This window comes from Streptomyces sp. NPDC049887, assembly GCF_040656535.1.
Lineage (GTDB): Bacteria > Actinomycetota > Actinomycetes > Streptomycetales > Streptomycetaceae > Streptomyces.
The window spans coordinates 24,946-50,614 of the sequence record NZ_JBFAMM010000030.1 but is presented as its reverse complement, the minus strand read 5'-3'; the positions used below and the strand labels follow the sequence as shown (position 1 = coordinate 50,614).

The following is a 25,669-nucleotide window of genomic DNA, read 5'->3' as shown; positions in this document are numbered from 1 at the left end:
CCGCCATTCGCGTCCTTCCCCGTCGTTCCCGCGTACTCCGCGTACTCCGCGACTCCGCGACTCCGCGTACCCCGTGGGCCCCGCCGGCCGTCGTGCCTCAGTCGACCTCGGCGACGGCCTGCGCGAACTGCGCCGCGTACAGCCGAGCGTAAGCGCCGCCCGCCGTCAGCAGCTCGTCGTGCGTGCCCTGTTCGACGATGGACCCGTTCTCCATCACCAGGATCACGTCCGCGTCCCTGACGGTGGACAGCCGGTGCGCGATCACGAAGGACGTACGCCCGTCGGCGAGCCGGGACATCGCCTTCTGGATCAGCACCTCGGTGCGGGTGTCCACCGAGCTCGTGGCCTCGTCCAGCACCAGGATCACCGGGTCGGACAGGAACGCCCGGGCGATGGTGATCAGCTGCATCTCCCCGGCGCTCACGCCGGAACCCTCGTCGTCGATGACGGTGTCGTAGCCGTCGGGAAGGGTGCGGACGAAGCGGTCGGCGTGGGCCGCCCGCGCCGCCTCCTCGATCTCCTCCCGGGTGACCTCGCGTGCCGTGCCATAGGCGATGTTCTCCGCGATCGTGCCGCCGAACAGCCAGGTGTCCTGCAGCACCATCCCGATCCCGGCCCGCAGGTCGTCCCGGGACATCGTGGCCGCGTCGACGCCGTCCAGGGTGATCCGGCCGCCCGTCACCTCGTAGAAGCGCATCAGCAGATTGACCAGCGTGGTCTTGCCCGCCCCTGTGGGGCCGACGATCGCGACCGTCTGACCGGGCTCCACCGTCAGCGACAGATCCTCGATGAGCGGCTTCTGCGGGTCGTAGCGGAAGGACACCTTCTCCAGCGCGACCGCGCCCCGCCGTTCCCCGGGACGAGCCCCGCGGATCGGGTCGGGAGCCTGCTCCTCGGCGTCCAGCAGCTCGAAGACGCGCTCGGCCGAGGCCACCCCGGACTGCACCAGGTTGGCCATCGACGCCACCTGTGTCAGCGGCATCGAGAACTGGCGCGAGTACTGGATGAACGCCTGGACGTCGCCGATCGACAGGGTGCCGGACGCGACCCGCAGCCCGCCGACTACCGCCACCAGCACGTAGTTCAGGTTGGAGACGAAGAACATCAGCGGCTGCATGATCCCGCTGTTGAACTGTGCCCGGAACCCGGCCTCGTACAGCGCCTCGTTGTGCTCGGCGAAGTCCTCGGCCGATTCCCCCTGGCGCCCGAAGACCTTCACCAGTGTGTGGCCCGTGTACATCTCCTCGACGTGCGCGTTGAGCCGGCCCGTGGACTGCCACTGCCGGACGAACTGCGGCTGCGAACGCTTGCCGACCTTCGCGGCCACTACCACCGAGAGCGGCACGGTCACCAGCGCGACCAGGGCCAGCAGCGGCGAGATCCAGAACATCATCACCAGCACGCCGACGATCGTCAGCAGGGAGTTGATGAGCTGGCCCATCGACTGCTGCATCGTCTGCGAGATGTTGTCGATGTCGTTCGTCGCCCGGCTCAGCACCTCACCGCGCTTGGCCCTGTCGAAGTACGACAGCGGCAGCCGCGCCAGTTTCGCCTGCACGTCCTCGCGCATCCGGTACACGGTCCGGTTGATGACCCGGATCGACGCCCGCGTCGACACCAGCATCAGCAGCCCCGCGACCGCGAACACGGCGAGCGCCACGAGCAGCACCTCGCCGACGGCCGTGAAGTCGATGCCCCGGCCGGGCGTGAAGTCCACCCCCGACAGCATGTCCGCCAAGCCGCCGTCACCGCGCTCGCGCAGCGACTCGACGGCCTGGTCCCGGGACAGTCCGGCCGGCAACTCCCGGCCCACGACGCCGGCGAAGACGAGATCGGTCGCCTTGCCGAGAATCCACGGCCCGACCACCGACAGCCCCACGCTCAGCACACCGGCCGTGATCATCACCCACAGGGCCCGCCGCTCCGGCAGCAGCTGCCGCAGCAACCGCTGCCCCGAGCCCTTGAAGTCCATGGACCGCTCGCCGGACTGGCCCATCGTCATGCGTCCGCCAGGACCGGCCATCAGGAAGCCTCCGCCTCGGTCAGCTGGGAGAGGACGATCTCCCGGTACGTCTCGTTCCCCGCCATCAGCTCGTGGTGGCGGCCCGTGCCGACGACCCGGCCCTCGTCGAGGACCACGATCCGGTCGGCGTCGCGGATGGTCGACACCCGCTGTGCGACGATCAACACCGTCGACTCGGCCGTCTCCAGCGCCAGCGCGGCGCGCAGCGCCGCGTCGGTCGCGTAGTCCAGCGCGGAGAAGGAGTCGTCGAACAGATAGATCTCCGGCCGCTGCACCAGCGTCCGAGCGATCGCGAGGCGCTGCCGCTGACCGCCCGACACGTTCGTGCCGCCCTGGGCGACGGGGGCGTCGAGCCCGCCGTCGAGCCCGCGCACGAAGTCGGCGGCCTGCGCGACCTCCAGCGCCTGCCACAGCTCCTCGTCGGTCGCCCCGGGATTCCCGTAGCGGAGGTTCGTGGCCACCGTCCCGGAGAAGAGGTACGGCTTCTGCGGTACGAGCCCGACGGTCCGAGCCATCAGCGCCGGGTCCAGCTCCCGCACGTCCACCCCGCCGACGAGGACCTCGCCGTCGGTGACGTCGAACAGCCGCGGAACCAGCCCCAGCAGGGTCGACTTGCCGCTGCCCGTCGAGCCGATGATCGCGGTCGTCTCACCGGGCCGGGCCACCAGGTCCACCCCGCGCAGCACGGGTTCCTCCGCGCCCGGGTAGCGGAAGCCGGCGCCGCGGACCTCGAGATGGCCGTGGCGCGCCGTCCGGCGCACGGGCGCGAGCGGCGGCACGACGCTCGACCCGGTCGCCAGGACCTCCTCGATGCGCTCGGCGCAGACCTCGGCGCGGGGCACCATCATGAACATGAAGGTGGCCATCATCACGGCCATGACGATCTGCATCAGATAAGCGAGGAAGGCGGTGAGAGCGCCGATCTGCATCCCGCCGCTGTCGATGCGGTGGGCGCCGAACCAGACGACGGCGACGCTCGACACGTTCACGACGGTCATCACGATCGGGAACATCAGCGCCAACAGGCGGCCGGTCGCCATCGAGACGTCCGTCAGCTCCGTGTTCGACCCGCGGAAACGCTCCTCCTCGTAGCCGTCCTTCACGAACGCCCTGATCACGCGGTTGCCGGAGATCTGTTCCCGCAGCACGCGGTTCACGGTGTCGAGCCGCTCCTGCATGGTCCGGAACAGCGGCCGCATCCTCCTGACGATCAGCGAAACCGAGATGCCGAGGACCGGGACGACCGCGAGCAGCACCGCCGACAGCGGAACGTCGAGGGAGAGGGCCAGCACGATGCCACCGACGCACATGATCGGCGCGGACACCATCAGCGTGAACGCCAGCAGCACCAGCATCTGGACCTGCTGGACGTCGTTGGTCGTACGGGTGATCAGCGACGGGGCGCCGAAGTGACCCACCTCGCGCGCCGAGAACGACTGGACCCGGTCGAACACGGCGGCCCGCACGTCCCGTCCGAGCGCGGCCGCTGTCCGCGCGCCGTAGTACACGGCCCCGACGTTGCACACGACCTGGACGACGCTGACGGCGATCATCAGCGCGCCGAACGTCAGGATGTACCCGGTGTCGCCCCGGACGACACCGTTGTCGATGATGTCCGCGTTCAGTGTGGGCAGATAGAGGGTGGCGCCGGTCTGCAGCAGTTGCAGCGCCACCAGCAGGCCGATCGCCTGTCGGTGGGGACGCAGGAACGTCCGGAGGAGTCGTATGAGCACGCGCGGCTGTCTCTCGGTTCGGCGGCATTCGTGGAGTCGCCCCCATACTCCGGCACCGGACCACCGGGTGCCCAAGGGTTTTGTCCAAGGCCCGGTCAAGAAGGCGCCCGTGGACGACGGCCCGCGCCGGCGTCCGGACGCGCTCCGCCCGATCGGACGCCCCACTCGGACCGGCCCGCCACCTGGCCGCCCGGTGACGGCGAGCCGTCCCGCAGGACCTGCCCGGCCCCGTGCGGCACCGCCGGTGGGGGCGCGGCGGGTCCTGCCACGCGGAGCACGCCGTCAGCCCGGTCCGCCGTGGCGGCGACGAGCTCGGCGTCCGCCGCGGCGGACCGGGCCGACGGGGCCCGCGACCACCGGACCGGCCGCGTACGGGCCGATCAACGCCCCGGGCGATGTCGATCGGCGGCCGCCGGCCCTGGCGCTCCGGCACCGGCGCGGTCCGGGCCTCCGGCGGTCCGAGGGCCGCGCCACCGGTCAGGGGTTGAACGCTCCCGGGTGGATCTGCTCGCGCGTCGCGGCGTACTGCTGGCGCACCGCCTGGCCGACTGCGAGCTCGTCCCCCGCCTCGAAGACCTGTGCGGCCGCGCCCTGCCAGGAGGGAGGGGTGTGCGGGGCGAGCGTCCCCTGTGCCGTACCGAGCGCCCACGCCGCCTGCCGTGCCGCGCCCAGCGCCGCGTAGTCGGCGGGCTGAGGCACGACGACCTGCGCGGCGAAGATCGCGGGGGCGGCCGCCTGGACCGCCGGCAGCTCCGCCGCCTGCCCCAGCAGGAACACCCTGCGCACCACGACTCCGCGTCCGCGCAGTACGTCGAGCGCGTCGGCCAGCGAGCAGAGCATGCCCTCGAACGCGGCACGCGCCAGATGCTCGGGCTTCATCGACTCGCGCCGCAGCCCGGTCAGGGTGCCCGCGGTGTGCGGCAGGTGCGGGGTGCGCTCGCCCTCCAGATACGGGAGCAGTACCAGGCCGGAGGCGCCCGGGGTGGACTTCACGGCCAGCGCCGACAGCTCGCCGAGATCCTCGACGCCGAGCATCTCGGCGGTGCCGCGCAGCGCGCGCACGGCATTGAGCGTATGCACCACCGGAAGATGCATGCCGGTCGCGTCGGCGAACGAAGTGATCATCCCGGACGGGTCGGCGAGCGCCTCGTGGTGGATCGCCATCACGGAACCGGTGGCGCCGAGGGACACCACCGCGTCGCCGGTGCCGAGCCCCAGTCCGAACGCGGCCGCCATGGTCTCGCCGGTGCCGGCCGAGATCAGCAGCCCCTCAGGAGTCGTCCCGGCGGCGTCGGACGGGCCCAGCACCTCGGGCAGCGCCGCCTGATGCCCGAGCGCGAGCTCGACGAGATCGGGGCGGTAGGAGCCGGTGCCCGCGGACCAGTACCCGGTCGCGGACGCCGCACCGCGGTCCGTCGTCCTCCGCGCCGGCCTGCCGAGCAGCTGCCACACCAGCCAGTCGTGGGGCTGGAGCACCAGCGTGGTGCGCCGGGCGGCGTCCGGCTCGGTCCGTGCCAGCCAGCGCAGTTTCGAGACGGGCAGCCCCGACTGGGGTACGCAGCCGACGGCCTCGGCCCACGCCTGCCGTCCGCCGAACCCCTCGACCAGATCGGCCGCCGCGGCCTGGGCCCGCTTGTCGTTCCCCACCATGGCGGGCCGTACCGGCGCCCCGGACGAATCCAGCGCTATCAGCCCGTGCTGCTGCGCGGACACACCGATGGCCTGCACGCCTTCGAGCAGCCCCCCGGCCGCGGCCTCGCCCAGCGAGAGCAGCCACGCCTGCGGATCGACGTCGGTGGCCTTGGCCTCGACGGGATGCGGTGCGTAACCCTGGCGCAGTACGGCGCCCGTGTCCGTGTCGCAGACGACGATGCGAGTGAATGCGGACGAACTGTCCAGCCCGGCGACTATCCCCATGCCCTCAGATTCTGCCGCACTCGCGCCACTCGCACGGCCGAGGGCCACGCAACGGGGACGGGCGGCGCCTGCCGTGACCGTCGGCGGCGCCATCCCTTCCCCGCGGCAGAGCCCCGCGCCGGAGGGCACGGGGCTCTGCCGCGACCGGGGCGGGACCGGCGCGGGAGGCGGGCTACGTATTGCTCGTGCCCCAGTCGTCCTCGCCGCCGTGGCTGCGTTCCCGGAGCGACCGCACCCGCTCGGCCACCGCGTCGGGCATCCGGTCGCCGACCTTGTCGCTCACCGCGTGCAGGGCCTTGCCCGCCACCTCGCGGCTCGTCTGCGCGGCGGACTCCGCCGCGTTCCGCACGGCGGGGTTCCGCGCGAACTCCCGCGCCGACTTCTTCATCTGCTCGTAGCGCTCCTGCCCGGCCCGCGCGCCGAGCACGTATCCCACACCGAGTCCGGCCATGAACGTGAGCCGGTAGCGCATGGCTGCCACCCTTCGCAGGCGTCGTCGCCGACGCCGATTCGATACGGACCGTGAGCTTGTGGTGCTCGCCTACCCGCGGGGCCCCGAGATCACCCCGTGATCACCCCGGCGTCTGCCCGGAGCTCACCGCGTGGTCACCGGGGGGAACCGATTGGCGGAGCACCCCCCTGCTTGCGCTAATGTATGTGTCGCAGCGAGCGAGCGCCGCCCGGGAACGCCCGGGGTGGGTACGTTCGGTGCACACGCGGCAATCCCCTGTAGCTCAATTGGCAGAGCAGCCGGCTGTTAACCGGCAGGTTACTGGTTCGAGTCCAGTCGGGGGAGCGCGATCCCCTGTAGCTCAATTGGCAGAGCATTCGGCTGTTAACCGGAGGGTTGCTGGTTCGAGTCCAGCCGGGGGAGCACGGAAGGAAGAGGGCTCCTCGGGGGGCCCTCTTTCGCTTTGTCGTCCCGGCGCGGAACCGCGCGGGCGGCAGCACGGTCCTCATGATCGTGGTCTTGCCGACCATCCGAAGCAGGAGATCGTATGAGCGGCTATGCTGCGGCAGACGGCGCGCACAAATGTGCGCGACGCGCCGTTGGGGGCGGTAGCTCAGCCGGTTAGAGCAGCGGACTCATAATCCGTCGGCCGTGGGTTCGAGTCCCACCCGCCCCACCGTAAGCCGTAGGTGAAGAAACGTTTTCACCTGCGGCTTTGGTGTTTCCGGGGCTTGTTGTGCCATCAGGGGAGCCGAGCTCAAGCCGTTGGCTGGGAACGATCTGGGAGCCGTCGGGCAGCTCGCCGCCGCTTCGACCAAGCTGTGGCCACCCTCGTCGACGCACTCGACAACGAGAAGGGCCAGGCCCGCGTGCAGGCCGCCCGTGTGCTGCTCGACGCCGTACTCGCCCTGCGCGAGTCCCTCGACCTCGAACAGTGCCTCGCTGCCCTCGAAGCAGCCGGGGGTGACGCGCGCTGATGGCCCGCAGGAAGAACAAGCTCGCTGACCGCCTCGCCCGCCTCGAAGACGCGTCTCGCGAGGGCATGTGGCAGCTCACCCTCGAAGACGGCACCACCGCCGCTCTGCCTGTGCTCACCGTCATGGACGCGCTCGCCGAGCTCTTCGGCTTCCCCGCCGACGGTGATCAGGGCAATGCCGAGCGGTCGCCAGGACCGCCCCGACTGACGTTGACCCACGAGATACGGCTGCTCGCTCGCGTGGTCGAGGGCTCAGAGACGTCGATGCTCGGCCGTACTGTCGTGGCGCTTGCCAAGGAGGCAGTTCGGGAGGGCGGCGCATGAACGTCCACGACCGTTCCCAGAGCGTTCCCCTCGCGACCTGCGTCGATGATGCCGGTAGCGGATACCGAATCCGTCGGTCCGATGGCTCGGATCGGGCGCGACCGGGCAGTTCCCGGCCCGATGGATCGGTGATCGTGCCACCCGCGCTCGCGAGTGAGGTCGTCCGCATCCTCTCGGGTCACCTTGACTCACGGGTGCGTACAGATGGCGGCGAGCTCTCCGTAGAAGCGCGGCGCCTCCTTGTCGCACTCCAAGCCGGCGCCGAGCACGCGACCACGGAGCCTGCACGGCCCGCCGCTACCGGAAGCCCCACGGCGGACTCTGGCACGGTCGAGGTGACCGTGACCGAGGCGGTGGCGCTCATGGAGTGTTCGCCGCGCTGGATTCGGTCCCTGATCGAAGACGGGCGCCTGACTGCCCGGCGGGTCGGTGAGCGTCTGTGGCTCGTCGACCGAGGAGCTCTCGACCACTACCGCCAAGGAGGATCCGCCCTATGACCACCGCCGACGTCGACCGCTCCCAGTGGGAGGACGCCACGCCTGACGACCGCAAGATCCCTTGGAAGAGGATCACGGCCGCGGAAGCCCGCTCGGGCCCCGTCAGTGCGCGCCCCGTCATGGCAGACCGGGGCTTCGTCCACACCGCGCCGCGGTGGGTCGACGGCACCCTCTACACGGACAACGCCCGCTGGTTCGGGCACGTCCGCGAGCAGGCGCAGCAGAGCGGGCAGCAGATCGTCGTCGAGGAAGCCCCGGACGGTGTACCGGCCGAGCACCGCACCCAGGTCGAGGCCGTGCGCCGATACGCAGAGCTGCACACACTGCGGCCGGCCCGCACCCTGCCCCGCGACGAGCAGGGGCAGCCCCTGCTCGTCCGCTTCTACTGACCAGCCCCCGCCGTCGAAGGACCCCACACCATGACCAGCCTCACCGGCCCCAGCATCATCGACGCACAGCTCTCCCTCGCCACCGTTCGCCGTGCCCGCGAAGCGGACCTTGCCGGACTGCGTCGGCGTCTCGACGACGGGCTCAGTCAGGCGTGACCGTACGACGCGGCCAGGGCTACACCCTGCGCGTCTGCGCCATCCCCGCGGTCCACCGCCAACTCCTCATCCGCTGCCGGCCCCTCGACGGTGCCCAGGGTGCCCCGGCCATCCCGGCCCAGCGCAAGGCTCGCCGCGAGTACGAGAACCGCGTTAATGCCATCCCGGCTCCGACCGTACTCGCACCGGCGTCGGCCCCTTCGGCCCGTACGACGCGGGCACCGCCGACGACGCCCACGAGGACGGGGAACCGGACGACCCCGGCCAGGGCGAGGAACATCCGGCCGGAAACCGGCGCTTAAGTTGCGACACGGGTTGGCAGTACGTACAGACGCCGCGGCGCGAGGGCGCCGCGGGGACGGTCGAAGGGCTGTACGAGGGGTCGGCGACCCACGTCGGAACCGTTGGGAGTCCGCCACGGCATGCTGGAGCATGGACTCCTCGATGCGTTCCCTGTTCGCCCTTCCGCTGTTTCGTCAGCCGGGCGACATGCCCCGTTCGACGTCGACGTAGGTGGCCCTGCGGGATTCGGTCTTGGACACGATCATGTCCGGGCAGGCGTGGCGCAGCGCCGTGATGAGTGGTTGCATCGCGGCTGTCGTGTAGGGGGTGTTGTACGTGGTGTACTCGACGCCGTCGACGTTCAGCCGCAGCACCAGTTCGTCCTTCTCCGTGTAATCGTCGTGCTGTCCAGGTGCGACGAGGGCATAGGAGATGCTGCCGATCTGGAGCGGGCGCAGGCTGGTGACGGCGCTCAGCGGGTAGGTTCGGGTACGCCCGTACCGCTGCCGCAACAGCAGCCGCCCGTGGTCTCCTGAACCCACCCGTATCTCGACCACCGACCGCCACACGGGGATCCAGTACCGCGCCGAGTAGGCGATCCACCAGAGGCTCAATGCGCCGATCGTGACCGCCCAGGGCACCGAGAAGAAGGCGAGTACGACGGCCAGCGGCGCGAGCACCAGGACGGGAAATCCCCCGCATTCGAGGAACCAGTGCTCCGGCCAGGCTCTCCAGCGGAACGCCGACGGGTCCTGTGCGTCCCTGTCCTGAGCGTCTTCAGTCATGAACCCATCATCAGTGTCGGACAAGGAACCGACCAGACCTTCGCGGCCGGAGGGTGCGGTTCGATTGCGCATCGGACCCATTTCGGTGAACCGGGCACCTGCGCCGACCGGTTCACCAGTTACGGAACGTCACAGCTCAGCGGTTCCGTTGAGCTTCTTGGGGCGGGATCGCAGTGGTCAACGCTCCCCAAGCGGCATCGTGTTGGGCCCCTGGCACGGTGAGCCGTCGTCGACAAGCCGGAACCACCGCCGGAGTCGGCATGGATCCGCCGGATGTGCTCGGTCGGCTCCGCGTCCCGGCGGCGCCGTTCGCACGGCTCCTTCTCCGGCCGGCACCACCGGGAGTACGTCGAGGGGGAGACAGGTTGGTGTCCTGCACGTTGTGGGGTGTCGAGCGGCGGTCGTCCTCGTCAGGAGGAGTACGTCATTCGTTACGCATTCTTCGGGATAGTCGACCAAGATGATCGTCGTTGCTGCCGAGATCTCAGGCATGCGTATCCGATCACTGACCGCCGCCCTGGCCGGCTCCCTTGCCTTCGCCGCCCTCGCCGTCCCGTCCGCCTACGCCGCCGCAGACGGCGACATCGTGATCACGGATGTCGCCGTCAGCGGCGGCGGTGACTTCGCCATCGGCGGGTCCACGACCTTCAATGTATCCGTCACCGCCCAGGACGACTCCGGTATTCAGACGATGGGGCTGCACATAAGGGTTCCGGGCACTGTCTACAAGGCCCCCGACCAAGGGCTGACCTGCACCGGCACCACCACCAGGACGTGCACCGGCACCAGCACCTACAGCACCGTCAAGACCGTCAAGTCGACCTCCACGGGTGCCCTCAGGACCACCGCCAAGGCCACCGCCGACGGCTATTGGCGCTGGACCTACGCGGGTGACGCCGTCACTTCGGGAGCCAAGGCCACAGGCGACTACGTCGACGTGAATTAGACGCGCCCTCCCATGCCGGCACCCTTGAGAAGTCGCGCCGACAGGTGCGGTCGGGACACGGCAACACAACGGGCACACGTCTCAGTGATCACGGAGCCGCGAAGCTCTGTGATCACTGGGGAGACCTGTGCCTGCGCTGCCATCACGACCTCAACGCCGCCCGGTGGAAGGTGAGTTGGCCTGGTTGATCAGCTCCCAGGGCGGCGCCACCCCAGTGACGGCAGAGCCAGACGGAGAAATCGATAGCTCAGGGACTGCGAGTCGCGTCCTTGCCCCTGGCCGAGAGCTGCGCTGATGCGGCGTGGTCGCTATCCCGACAGCGCACGGCTGGCTGCTGCCAGGTGCATCGGGGACAGTGCGAAATGGTTGGCCGGGTTGCGGTAGCTGTGTGAGCCATCGCAGATCCAGATGCCTTCGGACTCGTGCCAGTTCGCGAGTGACCACTGGCCTTGCTTGAGTAGGAGTAGGCGGGCCAGCTCGGCAGGGTCCTCGACGATGGTGAGGGCGCGCAGTGCGGCCGTGAGGCGGGGCAGTGCGGTTTCGGACACGTCGCTGTCCCCGAGCATGGGGAAGAGCAGGACTAGCCGGGCATTCGAGTCTGTGACGCCTGCGCTGGTCTGCTGGTCAGCCGCGGATTCGAGTTCGCGCCATGACAGGCCGGGGCCCATGAAGTGGCCGTCGTCGACCGCGAGGGTGATGGCTTCTTGCCACTCGGGATGGAACAGCAGGTAGTCGATGCCGTGCTCGCCCTCCAGGTTGCGATGAACGACGTAAAGGATGTGCCCGGCATGCAGGTGCACGGTGAAGACCGGCCACTCGTCCGAGGCCGACACCCTCCTGTAGAGGTCTTGAGCGTCGTCCCAGTCCGGGCCGAAGGCCACCGCTTGGGCTTCCTGGCCAAGGAGGCTTGAGCCGAGGTGGCAAGGCCAGAAGAGCGGTAGGTCAAGGAACCTCGAACCGTCGCCCAGCGGGCCGTCTTCGTAACCTGCGATCTCCAGCATGGGCAGATGATCGCATGATCGGTCGCCGACCCTTGAAGGGCGGCTACGTGCCTGCGAGTTGCGCCGCCGCGGAGCTGAGCCGGCGCCACTCCGTGCCTGCTCAGCGGCGCATCCGCCTCGCAGGGAGTTGTGAACCCGGTGGGAACGGACGCGCCGGAATGAGGCGGCATGGGGTGCCACGGCGCCGGGGAGGGACGCCGCCGGCGGCAGGCCGGTCGGTAGGGCCCAGCCTTCGACGGTCGGGGACTCGGAGCGGGCGACCGTGAAGCGCGTGAGCGAGAAGTCGGCCCGCTGCTCCTCGGGTGGCGGTCGTTGAGGTTCTCCACACACACCAGCTCCAGGCCGCTCGCGGAGCAGTGATCACGCACCCACCTCACCGCTGCATCGGCCTCGCCGTCCTGACCCCGGACTGCTTCGCGCGGAAGGCGGCGAGGTTGTCCCCGCACTCCAAGCTCAGGGACAGGGTGCGAACGCCGTTTGCCTTCGGAGCTTCTCCGTACAGCTCGTACGCCACCTCGACCCAGAGGGAAAGGCACGTCCCTCGCCGCCTGGCACGCGCACCGCTCGAGCGGGGGGCGTGCGACGGCTGTCGCGAGGCGTGGCAATCAGTCACGCACAGGCCGAATGCACGAGGTACGGGTACGGGATACAGAGGTACGGCGGGTGTGAGGTCAGCCCGGGCTGTGTGCGCCGCGTCGCGGACATGGGCGCGGAGTACCGGATCAGGCATGCCGGGAAAAGAATCCCGTCCCGGGTACGGCATGATTCCTCCGCAACCACCGCGTTCCCGGGGAGAACATGCGCCACCGCCACACCGTCACTGCCATAGCGATCACCGCGCTCGCACTTACCGCCTGCTCCAGCAACGACGAGCCCGACCGCCTCACCGCCGAAGAAGTCGCGGCCGAACTTGCCGACGCAATCGGCGTCGTCGACCTCGGCGACCAGACCGACAACACCAAGTTGTGCTCCAACGAGGCTGCCGGCAAAGAGCCGCACAAGAACGACTGCGTCCAGCTCATTGCCACCTACACCGTCTCGATCTACGAGTACGAGACGCCGGCAGTCGCCGCGAACTGGGTCAAGGAAATGAAGAAGGCCGGCAGCGACTGGCGGCAGGTCGACCGGTTCGCGCTCGCCTGGACGGCGCAGGAGCAGAAGAACACGTCCGACCAGCGGCGCACCGAGCTGGTCGCCGCGCTGGAGAAGCTGACAGCGGGCGAGGACTGACCGACTGCCGCTGTCTGGCCCGGCCGCAACGCCACCACGACGGCCGGGCTTGGTACTCGTGCAGGGCGGTGGCCCATGGCCAACCAGAACATGGACCCGGCCAGCGACGAACGGACCCGGTCACCGACGAGGAGAGGGAAGAGATCCGCCGTCTCCGCGCTGCGGCCCACGGCCGCAACCCCATCGGCGACCAGTGATCAAAAACCCGGTTCAGCCTGCGGACTCGGCCGCATGGGCGGCGGGGGTTGCGCGGCCGTCCGGGCCGCAGCTCGCGCCGTCTGCGTCGAGTGTCGGCACGGACGGGCGGGTCTCGTCCCAGACCTTGCGCAGGACGTCGAGCAGAGCAGAGTGTCGCTGTCCTGTGCCCCCGGGACGGCGTAGCGGCGGTCGAAGACGATGACGGTGCGCCGGTGGCCCCGAGTCGCCGGCCCTCCTGTTGCCCCCTCCCGGACGATTCTCGCCCAGGGCGGTGGCGTGGGCGCGGTGCCGTTCGGCGAAGAACTGCCGGGCGCGGCCTGCAGCATCATCTCGGCGACGTCCGAGGGCTGCAGGAGCAGGTCGAGCCCCGGCGCCGGCCGCTCCGCCGTGGCCCTGACGAAGTCGCCGGGCGGGCGGCGGGGTGTGCACGCGGCGTGCGCGACGACGTCGGCGTCGGAGAGCCACCTTCTACCGGAAGGGCCAGGACAAGCAGTGGGACGGCGCCACCCGGATCGACTGGGGCCTGGAGGTCGGCCCGTACGACCCGCTCGGCACCCCCGACGAGGCGATGAGCCTGTACGGCACGAAGCACTGGGCCAAGCTCACCGACAAGGCGCGGAGGCGCTGGACCGGGAGCGGTTCGCCGTCGAGGAGCAGGAGCGCGTGGCGGAGGTGGCGGAGGCGATCGCGGAGGGCGGGGCCGTCTCGTAGCCGGAGCGCGGTCTCGTGGCCGTACGTGAAATGGGGTGAGCCCCCGGCGCCGAGTGGCGCCGGGGGCTCGGTGTCGTCAGCGGGCGGCCGGGATCAGCCGAACGCCTTGACAGTGCTCCAGTCGGTGGACAGGACCGTCTTGACCGGGGCGTTGGTGTCGGTGGTGGACGGGTTGTACAGCTTCATGGCGCCGGTGGCGCCTTCGCGGGCCCACATGTCCGGGACGCCGTCCTTGTTGACGTCCGGGATACCGATCACGGCCGTGATGTTGGTCGCGGTCCAGTTCGTGCCGAACCGGACGTCGCCGTTGACCGAGTTGGCCGCCAGCTTGATCGACTCGAGGTCCACGCTGCCGGCGACCGCGCCGGGCTTGCCGTGGCGGACGTACATGTTGCCGTTGGACACGTTCCGCCACAGCAGGTCGGGCGTGTTGTCCTTGTTCATGTCCGCGATGTTGACGATGTCGCGATCGGTGGTGGCCCAGGCGGTGCCCTCCATGAGCGTGGCGGACTGGAAGGTGCCGCCGGTGTAGCCGGAGAGGATCCAGAACGCGGTGCCCGCGCGCAGGGCGATGTCCGGGTGCTTGTCACCCGTGATGTCGCCGATCGCCTTCATCTGCGTCCACGTGGACGGGGCCGGGGCGTTGGACGGCAGCCGGATCTTCATGCGCTGGTCGACGTTGAAGGTGCCGTAGCCGTCGCCCGGGTAGAGCCAGAACTGCTTGTCCGGGGTGACGGCGAACAGGTCGGTCGCCCCGTCGCCCGGGTAGACGTCGTTGTAGTGCGCGATCAGCGACGGCGTGCCCGCGGTGTTGATCCAGTGGTTCACCGGGTCGACCTTCTTGCCGGCGGTGACATACGAGCCGGACAGGCAGGTGTAGAGCTCACCGCCGGTGCCTGGGACGGTCGGGTCGGCGGGGGCGCCGGCGCAGTTCCGCAGCCTGCCGTCCGCGTAGAGGACGAGCAGGTCGGGGATGTTGTCGCCACCCGTGTCCATCGGTCCGTCGGCGGTGTCACGCGGGGGCAGGTAGAACGTGTAGTCGCCGCGAAGGCTCTGGTTGCCGTTGACGTCGTAGGCGTAGACGTTGATCGTCACCGGTCCCGCGTGTGGCGGGGTGACGTTCGTGAGGGTGACCTTGCCGTTGACCGGGGTCGGCGCGTCGACGTAGCCGTTGCCCTCGAAGGCGTACCGGAACTTGGAGGCGCCGGCGGCGGTGAAGGTGAAGTCACCGGGCTTGCCGAAGTTCACCGTCGCCCACGTCTTGCCGTCGTCGGTGGCCTCGGTGAACACCGTGCTGGTGATGTCCGGTTGCGGCGGGGCGATCGGGTCGACGGTGATCTGGCACGGCTCGCTGCCGTTCGGGAAGTAGGACGAGGTGGAGCCCGCGTTCGGGTACGTCGAGTCCTCGGACCGTACGTCCCACTTGAACAGCGTGTTCGCCGTGAGGCCCGTCAGCAGCGGATCGGTGGCCTCGATGACCATCTGGCCGTAGCCCGTGGAGGTCGGGGTGGCGACATACTCCTTCTTGGTGGTGCTGCCGTCCTTCCAGAATCGGAAGCGCAGCTTCGGCGGAGCGCCGTCCGGGTCGGAGCCCTTGGCCTTCAGCGTGATGGTCGTACGGCCGATCAGCGTGCTGGCGGTCGGGCCCGGCACGCACGCACCGCCCGGCGAGGACGTGCCGGAGGTCGGCTGGTTCGGCGGGCGGTTGAACTCGCCTTCGATCCGGGCACCGGTCGCGGCGAACTTGCGCCAGGTCTGGGTGTCGGTCTCGGACGTGGCCCGCATGCCGAGGGTGATGTTCGACCAGCCCTTGTCCGCGGCCTCCTGGGCCGCCGAGGTCACGGTGAACGACTCCCACGCGTCCGGGCAGGACGAGGACCAGCCGTGCGCGAAGGACTTCTTGTGCAGCACCCTCGACCAGCTCGGCTGCGCGTTCCACGTCGTACCCGAGGAGATGCCGCCCGTCAGCCAGAACTCCATCTGACGGGCGGTGCAGGACCAGGAGTGGTTGTTCACGATCTTGAACGTGGCCCAGTCGAACTTGGCGCCCTCGTAGCTGGTGGAGAACCTCATCCGCCAGAAGGAGCGGGCCAGACCGCCGGTGTCGCTCTCGTAGCCCACGCGGGCGTCGGAGGTGCCGGAGGAGAAGTTCGTACCGTTCCAGAAGCTGGAGTTCGGGTACTTCTTGTACGCCACGGTCCAGGCGAGCCAGTCGCTGTTGAGCGGCGGGTCGATGAAGACCGGGAACTTCGTGTCCTTGTCGGTGAGCAGGCCCGTGGCCGCGACGTCCAGGTTCAGCGTCGCGGAGCCGGTGCCGTCACCCTCGAGGACGATGGGGAGCTGGGCGGACTTCGCGCCCGGCTCGATGCCCGTCAGGCCCGACAGCTTCAGCACGTCGGCTGTGGTGGCCACGGAGGTGCGCTGCGGCGTGCCCGGGGGCAGCTCGGGGTCGCGGCCGGCCGAGTCCCAGGCGAACGGGGTCGGGATGCTGCCGGCCTCCTTGCCGTCCTTGCCGAGGACCTGGATCCGGTTGGCCTTCGTGTCCTGCCGGAACACGGCCGTCTTCGAGCGCAGCCCGTACGAGACGGTCGCGAGGTCCTTGTTCTGCGCGGCCTGCTCGTCCTTGACGATGAGGAGCTGGCCGAAGCCGCCCTCGGCGCGCACGACCAGCAGCAGGTCGACACCCGGGAACACCTCGGGGTAGAGGGCGCGCGGGCCGTCGAGCACCGGCTCGTGCAGGGTGCCCGGCCAGGTGTACGCGACGGTGTGGCCGTTCAGGTCGACCTCGGCGAGGACGGTCTCGCCGGCCAGCGGGGCGCGGACGTACGAACGGTCGGCGCGGTCCGCGGACCGGGTACCGCCGGCGAAGCGCACCGGCACGACCGCGTTCACCGGACGGATGCTCAGCGAACCGGCACCCTTCGTCCGGCGCAGCGTGGTGTCGATCGGCGCCCACTTGCCCTGGGCGTTCTTCGCACGCTGCGGCTGGGCGTCGATCTGGGTGCGCATCTTGCCGTTCGGCAGTGCCCAGATGAGCTGGTTCGCGGTGGTCGCCGTGTCGACGAGCACCTTCTTACGGGTACGCCGGGCTTCCGCTGCTGCGGCGGCCTCGTCGCGCGGGCCGACCTTCGCCGGTCTCGCGTCGGCCGTCCCGCTCCCTTGCGCGGTTGGCGGGACATCGGGCTGCCACCAGGGCAGCAGGGCTGTGGTGAGTGCGGCCAGGACGAGGCCGAGAGTGAGACTCAGCCTGGTGCGTGTGCGCACGAATGGGCTGAGGAAACGAGGCGGCGCGGGCACGGCGGTCTACTCCCGTGTGGACCAGGCGGACAGGACAGCACAGGCAGCCCCGGACGGCAGGCCGCGGGACACAAGGCGCGCACACGATCACACGATCAACATGATCCGTCTACATGTAAGAGTGTTGTAAACATGTTATGCGGAGTGGGCGAGTGTCTGATGCTCAGTCACCAGCGTTGTATCTGCGGCTTTTGATCACCTGTTATGGCATGGATGAAGGGAATGCCGCCGCTTGATCTGAGAGATCATCTGATCCGCTGATCTGTGCGGTTATATCGCGTGAGGCAACTCATGAGAACGACGGTCCGCGCCCCTGTCCCGATCTTGAAGCATGTGGCGCTCATGACAGAGAGTGCGCACGCACGCGCCTGATGCAGACGCGTGCTCTTTGGTGTTTCCGCACCTCCGTTGTCTTGTTCGTCTGGGTGGGAGTCGACGCGCATGCGTGCTTCAGGTCCACTGTCATGGCTGGGGCGGGGACGCCTGGCCATGACGGAGTCACAACGACGGCGCCGTCGGCGAAGCCGCACGGCGACCGTCCTTCTGTTGTCATCGATATTGACGGTGACGAGTCTGGGCTCGCAGGCCCTGGCGGTGCCCGGCGACGGGATGTCCCGTGAGGAGACGACCTCTGAGGTCGACCTCCCCGACATTCCGCCGAGCACCACGCTCGCCGACAACGCGCAGGCTCCGAAGACGCTGAGCACGGCGCCGGAGAACCCGATCACGGCCTACGCACCGGTCGCCACGGACCCCTGGGCGGCGGATGCCGGCCAGGCGAACCCGTCGACAGCCACGCCGGGCACCACGGTCCAGGTCAAGAACACGACCACCCAGGCGCTCCTGCCGGTCGGCGTCGGTGTGCCAGTGGGTCAGGACCCGGCGACCATCGCCGGTGACTGGCAGGTCGCCGTCAAGGCGACGACCACGTCCGAGGACACCGGCGTGCCCGGCGTGATCATGGAGATCGTGCCGCCGGTGACGGCGGACCCGACGGCGCAGGTGCTCGTCGACGTCGACACGACCGCCTTCGAGGACCGCTACGGTCAGCTTGCCGCCGAGCGCTTCGGTCTCGTCCTGCTGCCCAGCTGCGTCATCGACTCCCCGGAGACCGGCGACTGTGCGCCGGACACGGGTGTCCAGACCATGTCGGCCGGGGACGAGCCGGACGTCGAGGTCGAGCGGCTGCGCAGCACCGTCAAGGAGGTGCCGGCGGCCAAGACCAAGCTGAAGGCGACGTCCGGCAAGACCAAGAACGCCGCGACCCGCCAGATCCTCTCCGGCACGGTTCCGGTCGCGAACCTGCTGCCGGACGAGGACGCCCCGTCGACGGCCTCGGGCGCCTCCGCGCGCAAGGCCGCCTTCTCGTCGAACGTGGGCGCCTCGGGCCGCCAGGTCGTCGGCGCGATGGACACCGGCTCCTCGGCGTCCGGTGACTTCACCGCCTCGCCGCTGCTGTCCTCCGGCTCCTGGGCGGCGGGTTCGTCGAACGGTGCCTTCACCTACTCGTACCAGGTGCAGGTCCCGGAGACCGCCGGCGGTCTGATGCCGAAGGTCGCCCTGTCGTACAACTCGCAGACGGTCGACGGCCGCACCTCGGCGTCGAACAACCAGGCCTCCTGGATCGGCGACGGCTGGGACTACAACGCGGGCTCGATCACCCGGTCGTACAACAACTGCCGCCAGGACTCCAAGCGGGCCGGGGCGAACAACACCGACCACAAGACCGCCGACCTGTGCTGGGGCTCGGAGAACGCCACCCTCTCACTGGGCGGCATGACCACCGAGCTGGTCTGGGACAAGGACAAGGGCCCGCTCGGCACCGACGGGAAGCCCGTCGGCCAGTGGTTCACCGCCAACGGTGACGGCTCGAAGATCGAGCGGCTCAAGGACACGTCCAAGGACCCGCGTTCGGGCGTGCTGAAGGACGCGGACGGCGAGTACTGGGTCGTCACGACCAGGGACGGCACCCGCTACCACTTCGGTCTGAACAAGCTCCCGGGCTGGTCGGACAACGGCACCGCCACCGACGACCCGTACACCGACTCCGTCCTCTCGGTGCCGGTGTACGGCAACCACTCGGGGGAGCCCTGCTACGCGGGCGCGGGGACCACCAACTGGAAGAGCTCCTCCTGCCTCCAGGCCTGGCGGTGGAACCTCGACTACGTCGAGGACATCCACGGCAACGCCATGTCCCTCTTCTGGGAGCGCGAGGAGAACTACTACGCGAAGAACTTCTACTTCAAGGGCCCGGTCAAGTACCACCGCGGCGGCTACCTGTCGCACATCTACTACGGCCAGCGCAAGGAATCGATCTTCTCCGCGACGGCCCCGGCCCGCGTCGGCTTCACCGTCGCCGAGCGCTGCTACCCCGAGGCCGGTCTGACCTGCTCGGAAGCGGAGTTCACGGACAAGGACCCGGGCAAGTACCGCATCTGGTACGACACCCCGGCCGACCTGAACTGCAAGGCCGTCACCTCGACGTACACCCGCAAGTGCTGGAACGCCGGCCCGACGTTCTGGACCCGCAAGCGCCTGGACAAGATCACCACCTCGGCGCAGCGTCGTACCGACACCACCGCGCGCCAGGTCGTCGACGAGTACCAGCTCAAGCAGAGCTTCCCGGTCCTGAAGACCGGCGCCAACACCGCGCTCTGGCTGGAGTCGATCCAGCGCACCGGCTACGCCCGCAAAGGTTCCACCGACGCCTCGGTGAAGCTGAACGCGGTGCGGTTCGAGTCGAACTCCGACGACATGCCCAACCGCGTCTACCGCGGCAGCGCCGCGACGGATCCGCGACCCGGCTTCTCGCGTCTGCGCATCGCGCGTGTCGTCAACGAGTACGGCGGCGAGACGATCGTCACCTACAAGCCCCGCGAGACCGCGTGCCAGGACAGCACGAACCTGCCGGGCAAGACCGAGACCGCCGCGCTGAAGTCCAACACCCGTCTCTGCTACCCGGTGTTCTGGCACCCGGACGCCGAGATCGAGGACATCGACTGGTTCAACAAGTACGTCGTCGACACGATCGAGGAGCTGCCGAACGTCGACGGCTCGTACTCGACGCTGACCGGGTACGACTACAAGAACGCCGGCTGGAAGCTAGCCGAGGCCGAGTTCACGAAGAAGTCCACCCGGACCTACTCGCAGTTCGCCGGCTTCGAGCAGACCACGGTCACCACGGGCGAGCGCAAGGCCACGGCCGACAGCGGTGAGGGCACCAGCCCCGCCGAGGAGATCCCCGGCGTCGACGGCCCGAAGACCAAGGCCGTCACCCGCTTCTACCGCGGCATGGGCGACACCGTCCCCATGAAGGACGTCCACGGCAACACGATCACGTACAACGGCCAGCCCGTGTACGACCGTGACGCCTTCGCCGGCCGCATCGCCGAGGAGCTCTCCTACTCCAACGCGACGGACGCGGACACCAACTGGCTGACCCGCAGCATCACCATCCCCGAGGCGACCGAGCTCGCCAGCCGCGACCTCGGCGACGGGCTCAAGCCGCTGAAGGCCTGGCGGGTCACGGAGCCCGAGGAGATCGCGTACACGAAGTCCTCGGGAACGGGTGACGACACGCGCACGCTGCGGACGGTCAAGAGCCACACGACGTACGAGTCGACGTATGGTCTGCCGACCCTGGTGGAGTCCCTCGGTGACGCCGATCCCACCAAGACCGGCGACGAGTCCTGCACCAAGCTCGAGTACCTGCACCGCACGGACAAGAACCTGATTGGTCTGTCGAAGCAGGTCCTGGTGTCACCGACGACGTGTGCGAACGCCGTCTGGGCGAACGTCGGTTCGCTGAGCAGCGCCACCCGCACCGCCTACGACGGCACCAATTACGGCGACGCGCTCGGCGCGTCGACCCGGGGTCTGGCCACCCAGTCGTGGACGCTCAACAACGCCGGTACCGACTTCCAGACCACCGGCGTCAAGGAGTTCGACGCCGTCGGCCGCATGGTCAAGGAGACCCCGACGGAGCAGCTGACCAAGCTGACTCCGAAGTTCTCCACGATCAGCTACCAACCCATCGGACCGGCCACGGGCCAGGTCTTCAAGGTCACGACGACCAACCTGCTCGGTCACAGCCAGGTACAGGAGCTGGAGCCGGGCCGCTCGGTCACCGTGAAGACGACCGACGTCAACGACCTCGTCAGCGAGGCCGTGTACGACCCGCTGGGCCGTCTGGCCGAGGCCTGGGCCCCGGGGCGCACCCCGGCCGCGGGCGCCGTGCCGGACTTCAGGGCCGAGTACACGATCCCGCAGGAGGAGCCCGACCCGAACGACCCCAACGGCGGCAAGGTCCGCAAGCCTCCGTACGTCACCACCTACACGCGTGGTTACGAGGACCGGGTCGAGAAGTCCGTCACGATCTACGACGGTCTGGGCCGGGAGCGCCAGTCCCAGGAGCAGGCGGACGGCGGCGGCCGTCTGATCACCGACACGCTGTACAACCGCGCCGGTGAGATCTACCAGACCAACAACGCCTACCTGAACCAGGACGCCCCGAGCGGCGACCTGTTCACCCCGCAGGCGGACACCACCGTCCCGAACATCACCCGTTACAAGTACGACGGTCTCGGCCGCGTGCTCGAGGAGATGCCGGTCCTCAAGGTCAAGCTCACGGGCACGACCGAGGCCATCTCGCAGGAGGTCCCGGAGAAGGCCGTCCGCTACGAGTACGGCCCGGACTGGTCGAAGGTCATCCAGCCGCAGGGCGACTCGGCCTACCGCGTCTGGACCGACGCGACCGGCCGCACCGTCCGTACGGACACCTTCAATCCGGCGGCGCCCGAGTACACCACGCCGACGGGCGCCAAGGAGCGCTACACGTCGACGCGCTACGAGTACGACGCGCACGGCTCCCTCGCGAAGGCGATCGCCTCGGCCGACCCGACGCACCCGTGGTCGTGGACGTACAACCACAACGGCCAGGTGGAGACGGCGACCGACCCCGACGCGGGCACGTCCACCACGACCTACGACGCCTTCGGCCGGGTCGAGACGATCCTGAACGCCCGCGGCAAGGTCTGGAACGGCTACGACGAGTTGTCGCGGCCGACGGAGGTACGTGAGAACAGCGCCGCTGGCAAGCCGCTGTCCTCGTTCACGTACGACACGGTCCCGGGCGGCAAGGGCATGCCCGCCACCGCCACCCGCTACACCGACGACGAGGCGTACACGCAGACGGTCAATGGCTACACGAAGGACTACCAGCCGACCTCGACCACGCTGTCCCTGCCGCCGTCCATCGTGAGCACCTGGGGTCTGAACAAGGACTACAGGTACGACTACACGTACAACGACCACGGCATGCTGGACGAGACCACCCTTCCGGCGGTGGGCAGGTTCGCCTCCGAGAAGCTGGTCGTCCGCTACAACAAGGACGGCAAGCCGGTCACGATCTCCGGCAAGGACTGGTACGGCTCGGAGACGGTCTACTCCCCGTACGGCCAGGTCATGCGCTCCACCCTCGGTTCCCTTCCGTACCGGGTGTGGACGCAGAACTCCTTCGACGAGTCCACCGGTGAGCTCACGGAGAACTCGGTCTACCGCGAGAAGGGCGGCCCCAACGACACCACCGCCGACCGGACCGTCGTCCCCGGCAACCTCGTCTCGAACCGGGCGTACGGCTACGACCCGGCCGGCAACGTCACCTCCATCCAGGAGAAGTCCACCGGGATCGCGGAGCGCCAGTGCTTCGTCTACGACCCGCTGGGCCAGCTGAAGTCGGCCTGGACCTCCAAGGACCAGGACACCTGCGTCAACCCGAGGAACCCGGACGGCACGCTCAACAAGAACGCCGACGGTACCCTCCGGGTCGCCGCGGGCGCGGACAACTCCGGCTACTGGCAGGAGTACGAGTACGACCTGCTCGGCAACCGCACGCAGCTGATCGAGAACGACCTCAGCGGCGACACCAACAAGAACGCGGTCACCACGTACGCGTACGGCAAGAACGCCGCCAAGGACCAGCCGCACACGCTGACCAAGGTGTCGAAGACCTACAAGACCCCCGCAGGGGCCCAGATCTCGGCCGAGGCCACGCGTCTGTACGAGCTGACCGGTGAGACCAGGACGATCACGTCGGTCGGGAGCGGCGACAAGCAGGAGCTGACCTGGACCTACGACGGCCAGGTCGACCGGATCACCGGTGCGGGCACCAGCGGCAAGACCCCCTACGTGGGTCTCGGCCAGAAGTGCCTGGACCTGAAGTCGGGTGACGCCGCGGCGTCCCAGCCGATCCAGCTGTACGCCTGCAACGCCTCGGTGGCGCAGAACTTCAAGTTCACCCCCACTCCGGGCGCGACGCCGACGGTGCAGACCAACCCGGACGAGGGCACGCTGTCGATCCACGGGATTTGGTGCCTTCAGCCCACGGCCGACACGGCGGGGTCGGCGGTGCAGATTCAGAAGTGCGGTGCCACCGCGGCGCAGGAGACCGCCCAGAAGCTGAGGCGCAACGCCTCCGGGCAGCTCACCCACCTCGCCTCCGGCCTGTGCCTTGCGGTCAAGGGCGCGGCGAACGTCAACTCGACGCCGATCGTGCTCGCCACGTGTGACGCGACGCAGGCCGCCCAGCAGTGGCTGCCGCAGAACGACACTCGTCACATTTACGGCCCCAGCAACACCCGCCTGCTCACCATCAAGGGCAATCAGGCGACACTCCACCTGGGTGAGGCCGAGGTGACCGTCCAGCGGGGCGGCGTCCTGGTCAACACCCAGCGCACCTACGGGACCCCGGGCGGCGCGGTCATGCGCTACGCCAACGGCACCGGTTCGGAGACCCTGGTCGCCCAGACCACGGACCACCAGGGCAGCGCGTACACGGAGGTCGCTCTCTCCGGCGGTCAGACGGTGCGCATCCGCAAGCAGGACCCCTTCGGCAACGAGCGCGGCACGCTCGCTACCACCATGCAGAACCACAAGGGGTTCCTTGGCAAGACGCGGGACGACGCCTCCGGCTTCCAGCCGCTGGGCGCCCGTCTGTACGACCCGACGGTCGGACGCTTCCTGTCCGCCGACCCGGTGCTCGACCTGAACGACCCGCTGCAGTCCAACGGGTACGCGTACGCGCAGAACAACCCGGTCTCGTACTCCGACCCGACCGGACTCGCGATCACCCTGACCGCCTCGGAGAAGGCCGCGGCCCTCGCCGGCGCGGGTCTGTCCGCGGCGCAGGTCGCCCAGGCACAGGCCACCATGGGCAAGTCGCTGACCTCGGTGATCCTGTCGATCGCCTGGGAGACGCTGAAGGACTTCATCGGCATCAACGACGCCATGGCCTGCTTCGGCGGTGACATGTGGTCGTGCGGCAGCATCATCCTGGACGCCATTCCGTGGACGAAGCTGGGCAAGATTCCGTCGGTTCTGAAGGCGATCAACCGCACCATCGAGGCCATCCAGGCCTTCAAGGCAGCCAAGAAGGCGGCCGAGGCGGTGCTGAAGGCCGCCAAGGCCGCCGAGGCAGCCGCGCTCAGGGCCAAGAAACTCGCCATCGAGAAGGCGAAGAAGGAGGCCGCGCAACGGGCCAAGAAGAAGGCGGCCGAGGCCGCCAAGAGAAAGGCCGACGAAGCGGCCGCCGCGAAGCGGAAGACGGGTAACGCCGTCCAGAAGCAGTCCCAGGCCAAGGCCGCACCGAAGGCCTCCTCGCACTCGAGCGCGAGCAAGGGCGGCGGCGGCAAGAGTTCCGGCGGTGGCAAGAGCTCCGGCGGCGGTGGCGGCAAGTCCGGTGGCTCCGCCCGCAGCAGCGGCGGTAGCAGCGGCGGCGGCGGCTCCGGCAAGGCCGACGGCGGCGGCGGTGGCGGCGGCGGTGCCTGCCCGGTCAACAGCTTCGCGCCCGGCACGAAGGTGCTGATGGCCGACGGTTCCACCAAGCCGATCGAGAAGGTGAAGGCCGGCGACAAGGTCATCGCGACCGATCCCGAGACCGGTGAGAGCGTCGTCCAGACGGTCACCGCCGAGATCAAGGGCGAGGGCCTTAAGCACCTGGTCAAGGTCACGATCGACCTCGACGGCAAGAGCGGCTCCAAGACGGCCCAGATCACGGCGACGGCCGGGCACCCCTTCTGGGTCCCCGAACTCGGCGAGTGGGTCGACGCCACCGACCTCGAGTCCGGCGAGTGGCTCCAGACCAGCGCGGGCACCTACGTCCAGATCGCCGCGATCCGGCGCTGGACCGCGCAGGACGCCACGGTCCACAACCTCACGGTCTCCGAACTGCACACGTACTACGTGCTGGCGGGTGCCACTCCGGTCCTGGTCCACAACGCCAACCTTCCGCAGGTCTGTGGTCCGGTCACCGCGAACACGCACTACGCCGACGTGGAGGTCTTCGACGCCGAGGGCACGATGATCGACTCGTACTCCCTCCGGAGCGGCGCCACCACGGCGGAAGAGGCCTCCATCGGTGTGGGACGCGCACGTCAGGCGGTCCACACGGAGAACCGGGCGGCACGCGCCGCCGGCGGTGCGCCCATGATCGGCGACACGGTCATTCAGGACGACCCGTTCTTCATGGCCAGTCCCGTTCCTGAGGGCGGTCGGGTGAGGATCACCGGCACCAAGCCGCCGTGTGGGCCCTGCCAGGCACAGATGAGGTTGTCCGGGGAGGATAGGGGTGCGACGTTCGAGTACCTGTGGCCGGACGGAAATGGTGGAATGAACATCTTCTCCACCTCCGGGTAGGTCGCACCGAATCCAGCGGTCTATTGCCGAATTCACCTGGATGTGATCAATGAGTAAAGCTC

15 protein-coding genes, 3 tRNA genes and 1 pseudogene are annotated in these 25,669 nt (G+C 69.1%); 12 read left to right on the top strand and 7 right to left on the bottom strand.

The features are described 5' to 3' along the window. Positions 1-97 precede the first annotated feature (97 nt). The 4 genes from AB0J10_RS28540 to AB0J10_RS28525 all read right to left on the bottom strand — a co-directional run bounded on the left by AB0J10_RS28540 (position 98) and on the right by AB0J10_RS28525 (position 6,145). Entirely contained in the window at positions 98-2,023 is a 1,926-nt protein-coding gene (locus AB0J10_RS28540; RefSeq protein ID WP_363065400.1) for an ABC transporter ATP-binding protein, read from the bottom strand. Next, entirely contained in the window at positions 2,023-3,756 is a 1,734-nt protein-coding gene (locus tag AB0J10_RS28535; RefSeq protein WP_363065398.1) for an ABC transporter ATP-binding protein, read from the bottom strand. The genes AB0J10_RS28540 and AB0J10_RS28535 overlap by 1 nt, the downstream gene beginning before the upstream one ends. A 477-nt stretch (positions 3,757-4,233) precedes the next feature. Continuing rightward, positions 4,234-5,673 (bottom strand): FGGY family carbohydrate kinase, encoded by a 1,440-nt coding sequence (locus tag AB0J10_RS28530; protein ID WP_363065396.1) that lies wholly within the window; start codon positions 5,671-5,673, stop codon positions 4,234-4,236. A 172-nt stretch (positions 5,674-5,845) separates the two neighbouring features. Continuing rightward, the gene (locus tag AB0J10_RS28525) at positions 5,846-6,145 is read right to left on the bottom strand and encodes a YtxH domain-containing protein (RefSeq protein WP_363065394.1); all 300 of its coding nucleotides are present in this window, start codon (positions 6,143-6,145) and stop codon (positions 5,846-5,848) included. Between the two features lie 251 nt (positions 6,146-6,396). Between AB0J10_RS28525 and AB0J10_RS28520 the strand changes: the two genes are divergently transcribed. The 8 genes from AB0J10_RS28520 to AB0J10_RS28485 all read left to right on the top strand — a co-directional run bounded on the left by AB0J10_RS28520 (position 6,397) and on the right by AB0J10_RS28485 (position 8,466). Beyond that, positions 6,397-6,469 (top strand) — tRNA-Asn (locus AB0J10_RS28520). A 5-nt stretch (positions 6,470-6,474) separates the two neighbouring features. Continuing rightward, positions 6,475-6,547 (top strand) — tRNA-Asn (locus AB0J10_RS28515). A gap of 179 nt (positions 6,548-6,726) precedes the next feature. Then, positions 6,727-6,800: transfer RNA gene (locus tag AB0J10_RS28510), tRNA-Ile, on the top strand. A 145-nt stretch (positions 6,801-6,945) separates the two neighbouring features. After that, positions 6,946-7,101, top strand: coding sequence for a hypothetical protein (locus AB0J10_RS28505; RefSeq protein ID WP_363065392.1), 156 nt, complete (start codon positions 6,946-6,948; stop codon positions 7,099-7,101). Next, positions 7,101-7,424, top strand: a complete 324-nt coding sequence (locus AB0J10_RS28500; RefSeq protein ID WP_363065390.1) for a hypothetical protein — start codon at positions 7,101-7,103, stop codon at positions 7,422-7,424. Before AB0J10_RS28505 ends, AB0J10_RS28500 begins: the two co-directional genes overlap by 1 nt. Then, positions 7,421-7,921: an excisionase family DNA-binding protein gene (locus AB0J10_RS28495; RefSeq protein ID WP_363065388.1), complete on the top strand. Its 501-nt coding sequence runs from the start codon at positions 7,421-7,423 to the stop codon at positions 7,919-7,921. The genes AB0J10_RS28500 and AB0J10_RS28495 overlap by 4 nt, the downstream gene beginning before the upstream one ends. Further along, positions 7,918-8,310, top strand: a complete 393-nt coding sequence (locus tag AB0J10_RS28490; RefSeq protein ID WP_363065386.1) for a hypothetical protein — start codon at positions 7,918-7,920, stop codon at positions 8,308-8,310. The genes AB0J10_RS28495 and AB0J10_RS28490 overlap by 4 nt, the downstream gene beginning before the upstream one ends. A gap of 30 nt (positions 8,311-8,340) precedes the next feature. Next, positions 8,341-8,466: a hypothetical protein gene (locus AB0J10_RS28485; protein ID WP_363065384.1), complete on the top strand. Its 126-nt coding sequence runs from the start codon at positions 8,341-8,343 to the stop codon at positions 8,464-8,466. 476 nt (positions 8,467-8,942) lie between these two features. On the opposite strand, the gene AB0J10_RS28480 is transcribed toward AB0J10_RS28485, so the two are convergent. Then, positions 8,943-9,533 carry a hypothetical protein gene (locus tag AB0J10_RS28480; protein ID WP_363065382.1) on the bottom strand — a complete coding sequence of 197 codons (591 nt, stop codon included), beginning with the start codon at positions 9,531-9,533 and terminating at the stop codon, positions 8,943-8,945. A 460-nt stretch (positions 9,534-9,993) separates the two neighbouring features. Between AB0J10_RS28480 and AB0J10_RS28475 the strand changes: the two genes are divergently transcribed. Beyond that, complete coding sequence (locus AB0J10_RS28475) at positions 9,994-10,479, top strand: hypothetical protein (protein ID WP_363065380.1); 486 nt, start codon at positions 9,994-9,996, stop codon at positions 10,477-10,479. A 308-nt stretch (positions 10,480-10,787) separates the two neighbouring features. Here AB0J10_RS28475 and AB0J10_RS28470 read toward each other — a convergent pair whose 3' ends face one another. Continuing rightward, positions 10,788-11,480, bottom strand: a complete 693-nt coding sequence (locus tag AB0J10_RS28470; RefSeq protein ID WP_363065378.1) for a hypothetical protein — start codon at positions 11,478-11,480, stop codon at positions 10,788-10,790. 798 nt (positions 11,481-12,278) lie between these two features. Here AB0J10_RS28470 and AB0J10_RS28465 point away from each other — a divergent pair. Beyond that, complete coding sequence (locus AB0J10_RS28465) at positions 12,279-12,710, top strand: hypothetical protein (RefSeq protein WP_363065376.1); 432 nt, start codon at positions 12,279-12,281, stop codon at positions 12,708-12,710. Positions 12,711-13,377: 667 nt separating this feature from the next. After that, a pseudogene (locus AB0J10_RS28460) lies at positions 13,378-13,527 on the top strand (aminobenzoate oxygenase); the annotation flags it as partial. A gap of 185 nt (positions 13,528-13,712) precedes the next feature. On the opposite strand, the gene AB0J10_RS28455 reads toward AB0J10_RS28460, so the two are convergent. Beyond that, entirely contained in the window at positions 13,713-16,628 is a 2,916-nt protein-coding gene (locus AB0J10_RS28455) for a DNRLRE domain-containing protein (RefSeq protein ID WP_363065464.1), read from the bottom strand. Positions 16,629-17,525: 897 nt separating this feature from the next. Here AB0J10_RS28455 and AB0J10_RS28450 point away from each other — a divergent pair. Continuing rightward, complete coding sequence (locus AB0J10_RS28450) at positions 17,526-25,607, top strand: ricin-type beta-trefoil lectin domain protein (protein WP_363065462.1); 8,082 nt, start codon at positions 17,526-17,528, stop codon at positions 25,605-25,607. Positions 25,608-25,669 lie beyond the last annotated feature (62 nt).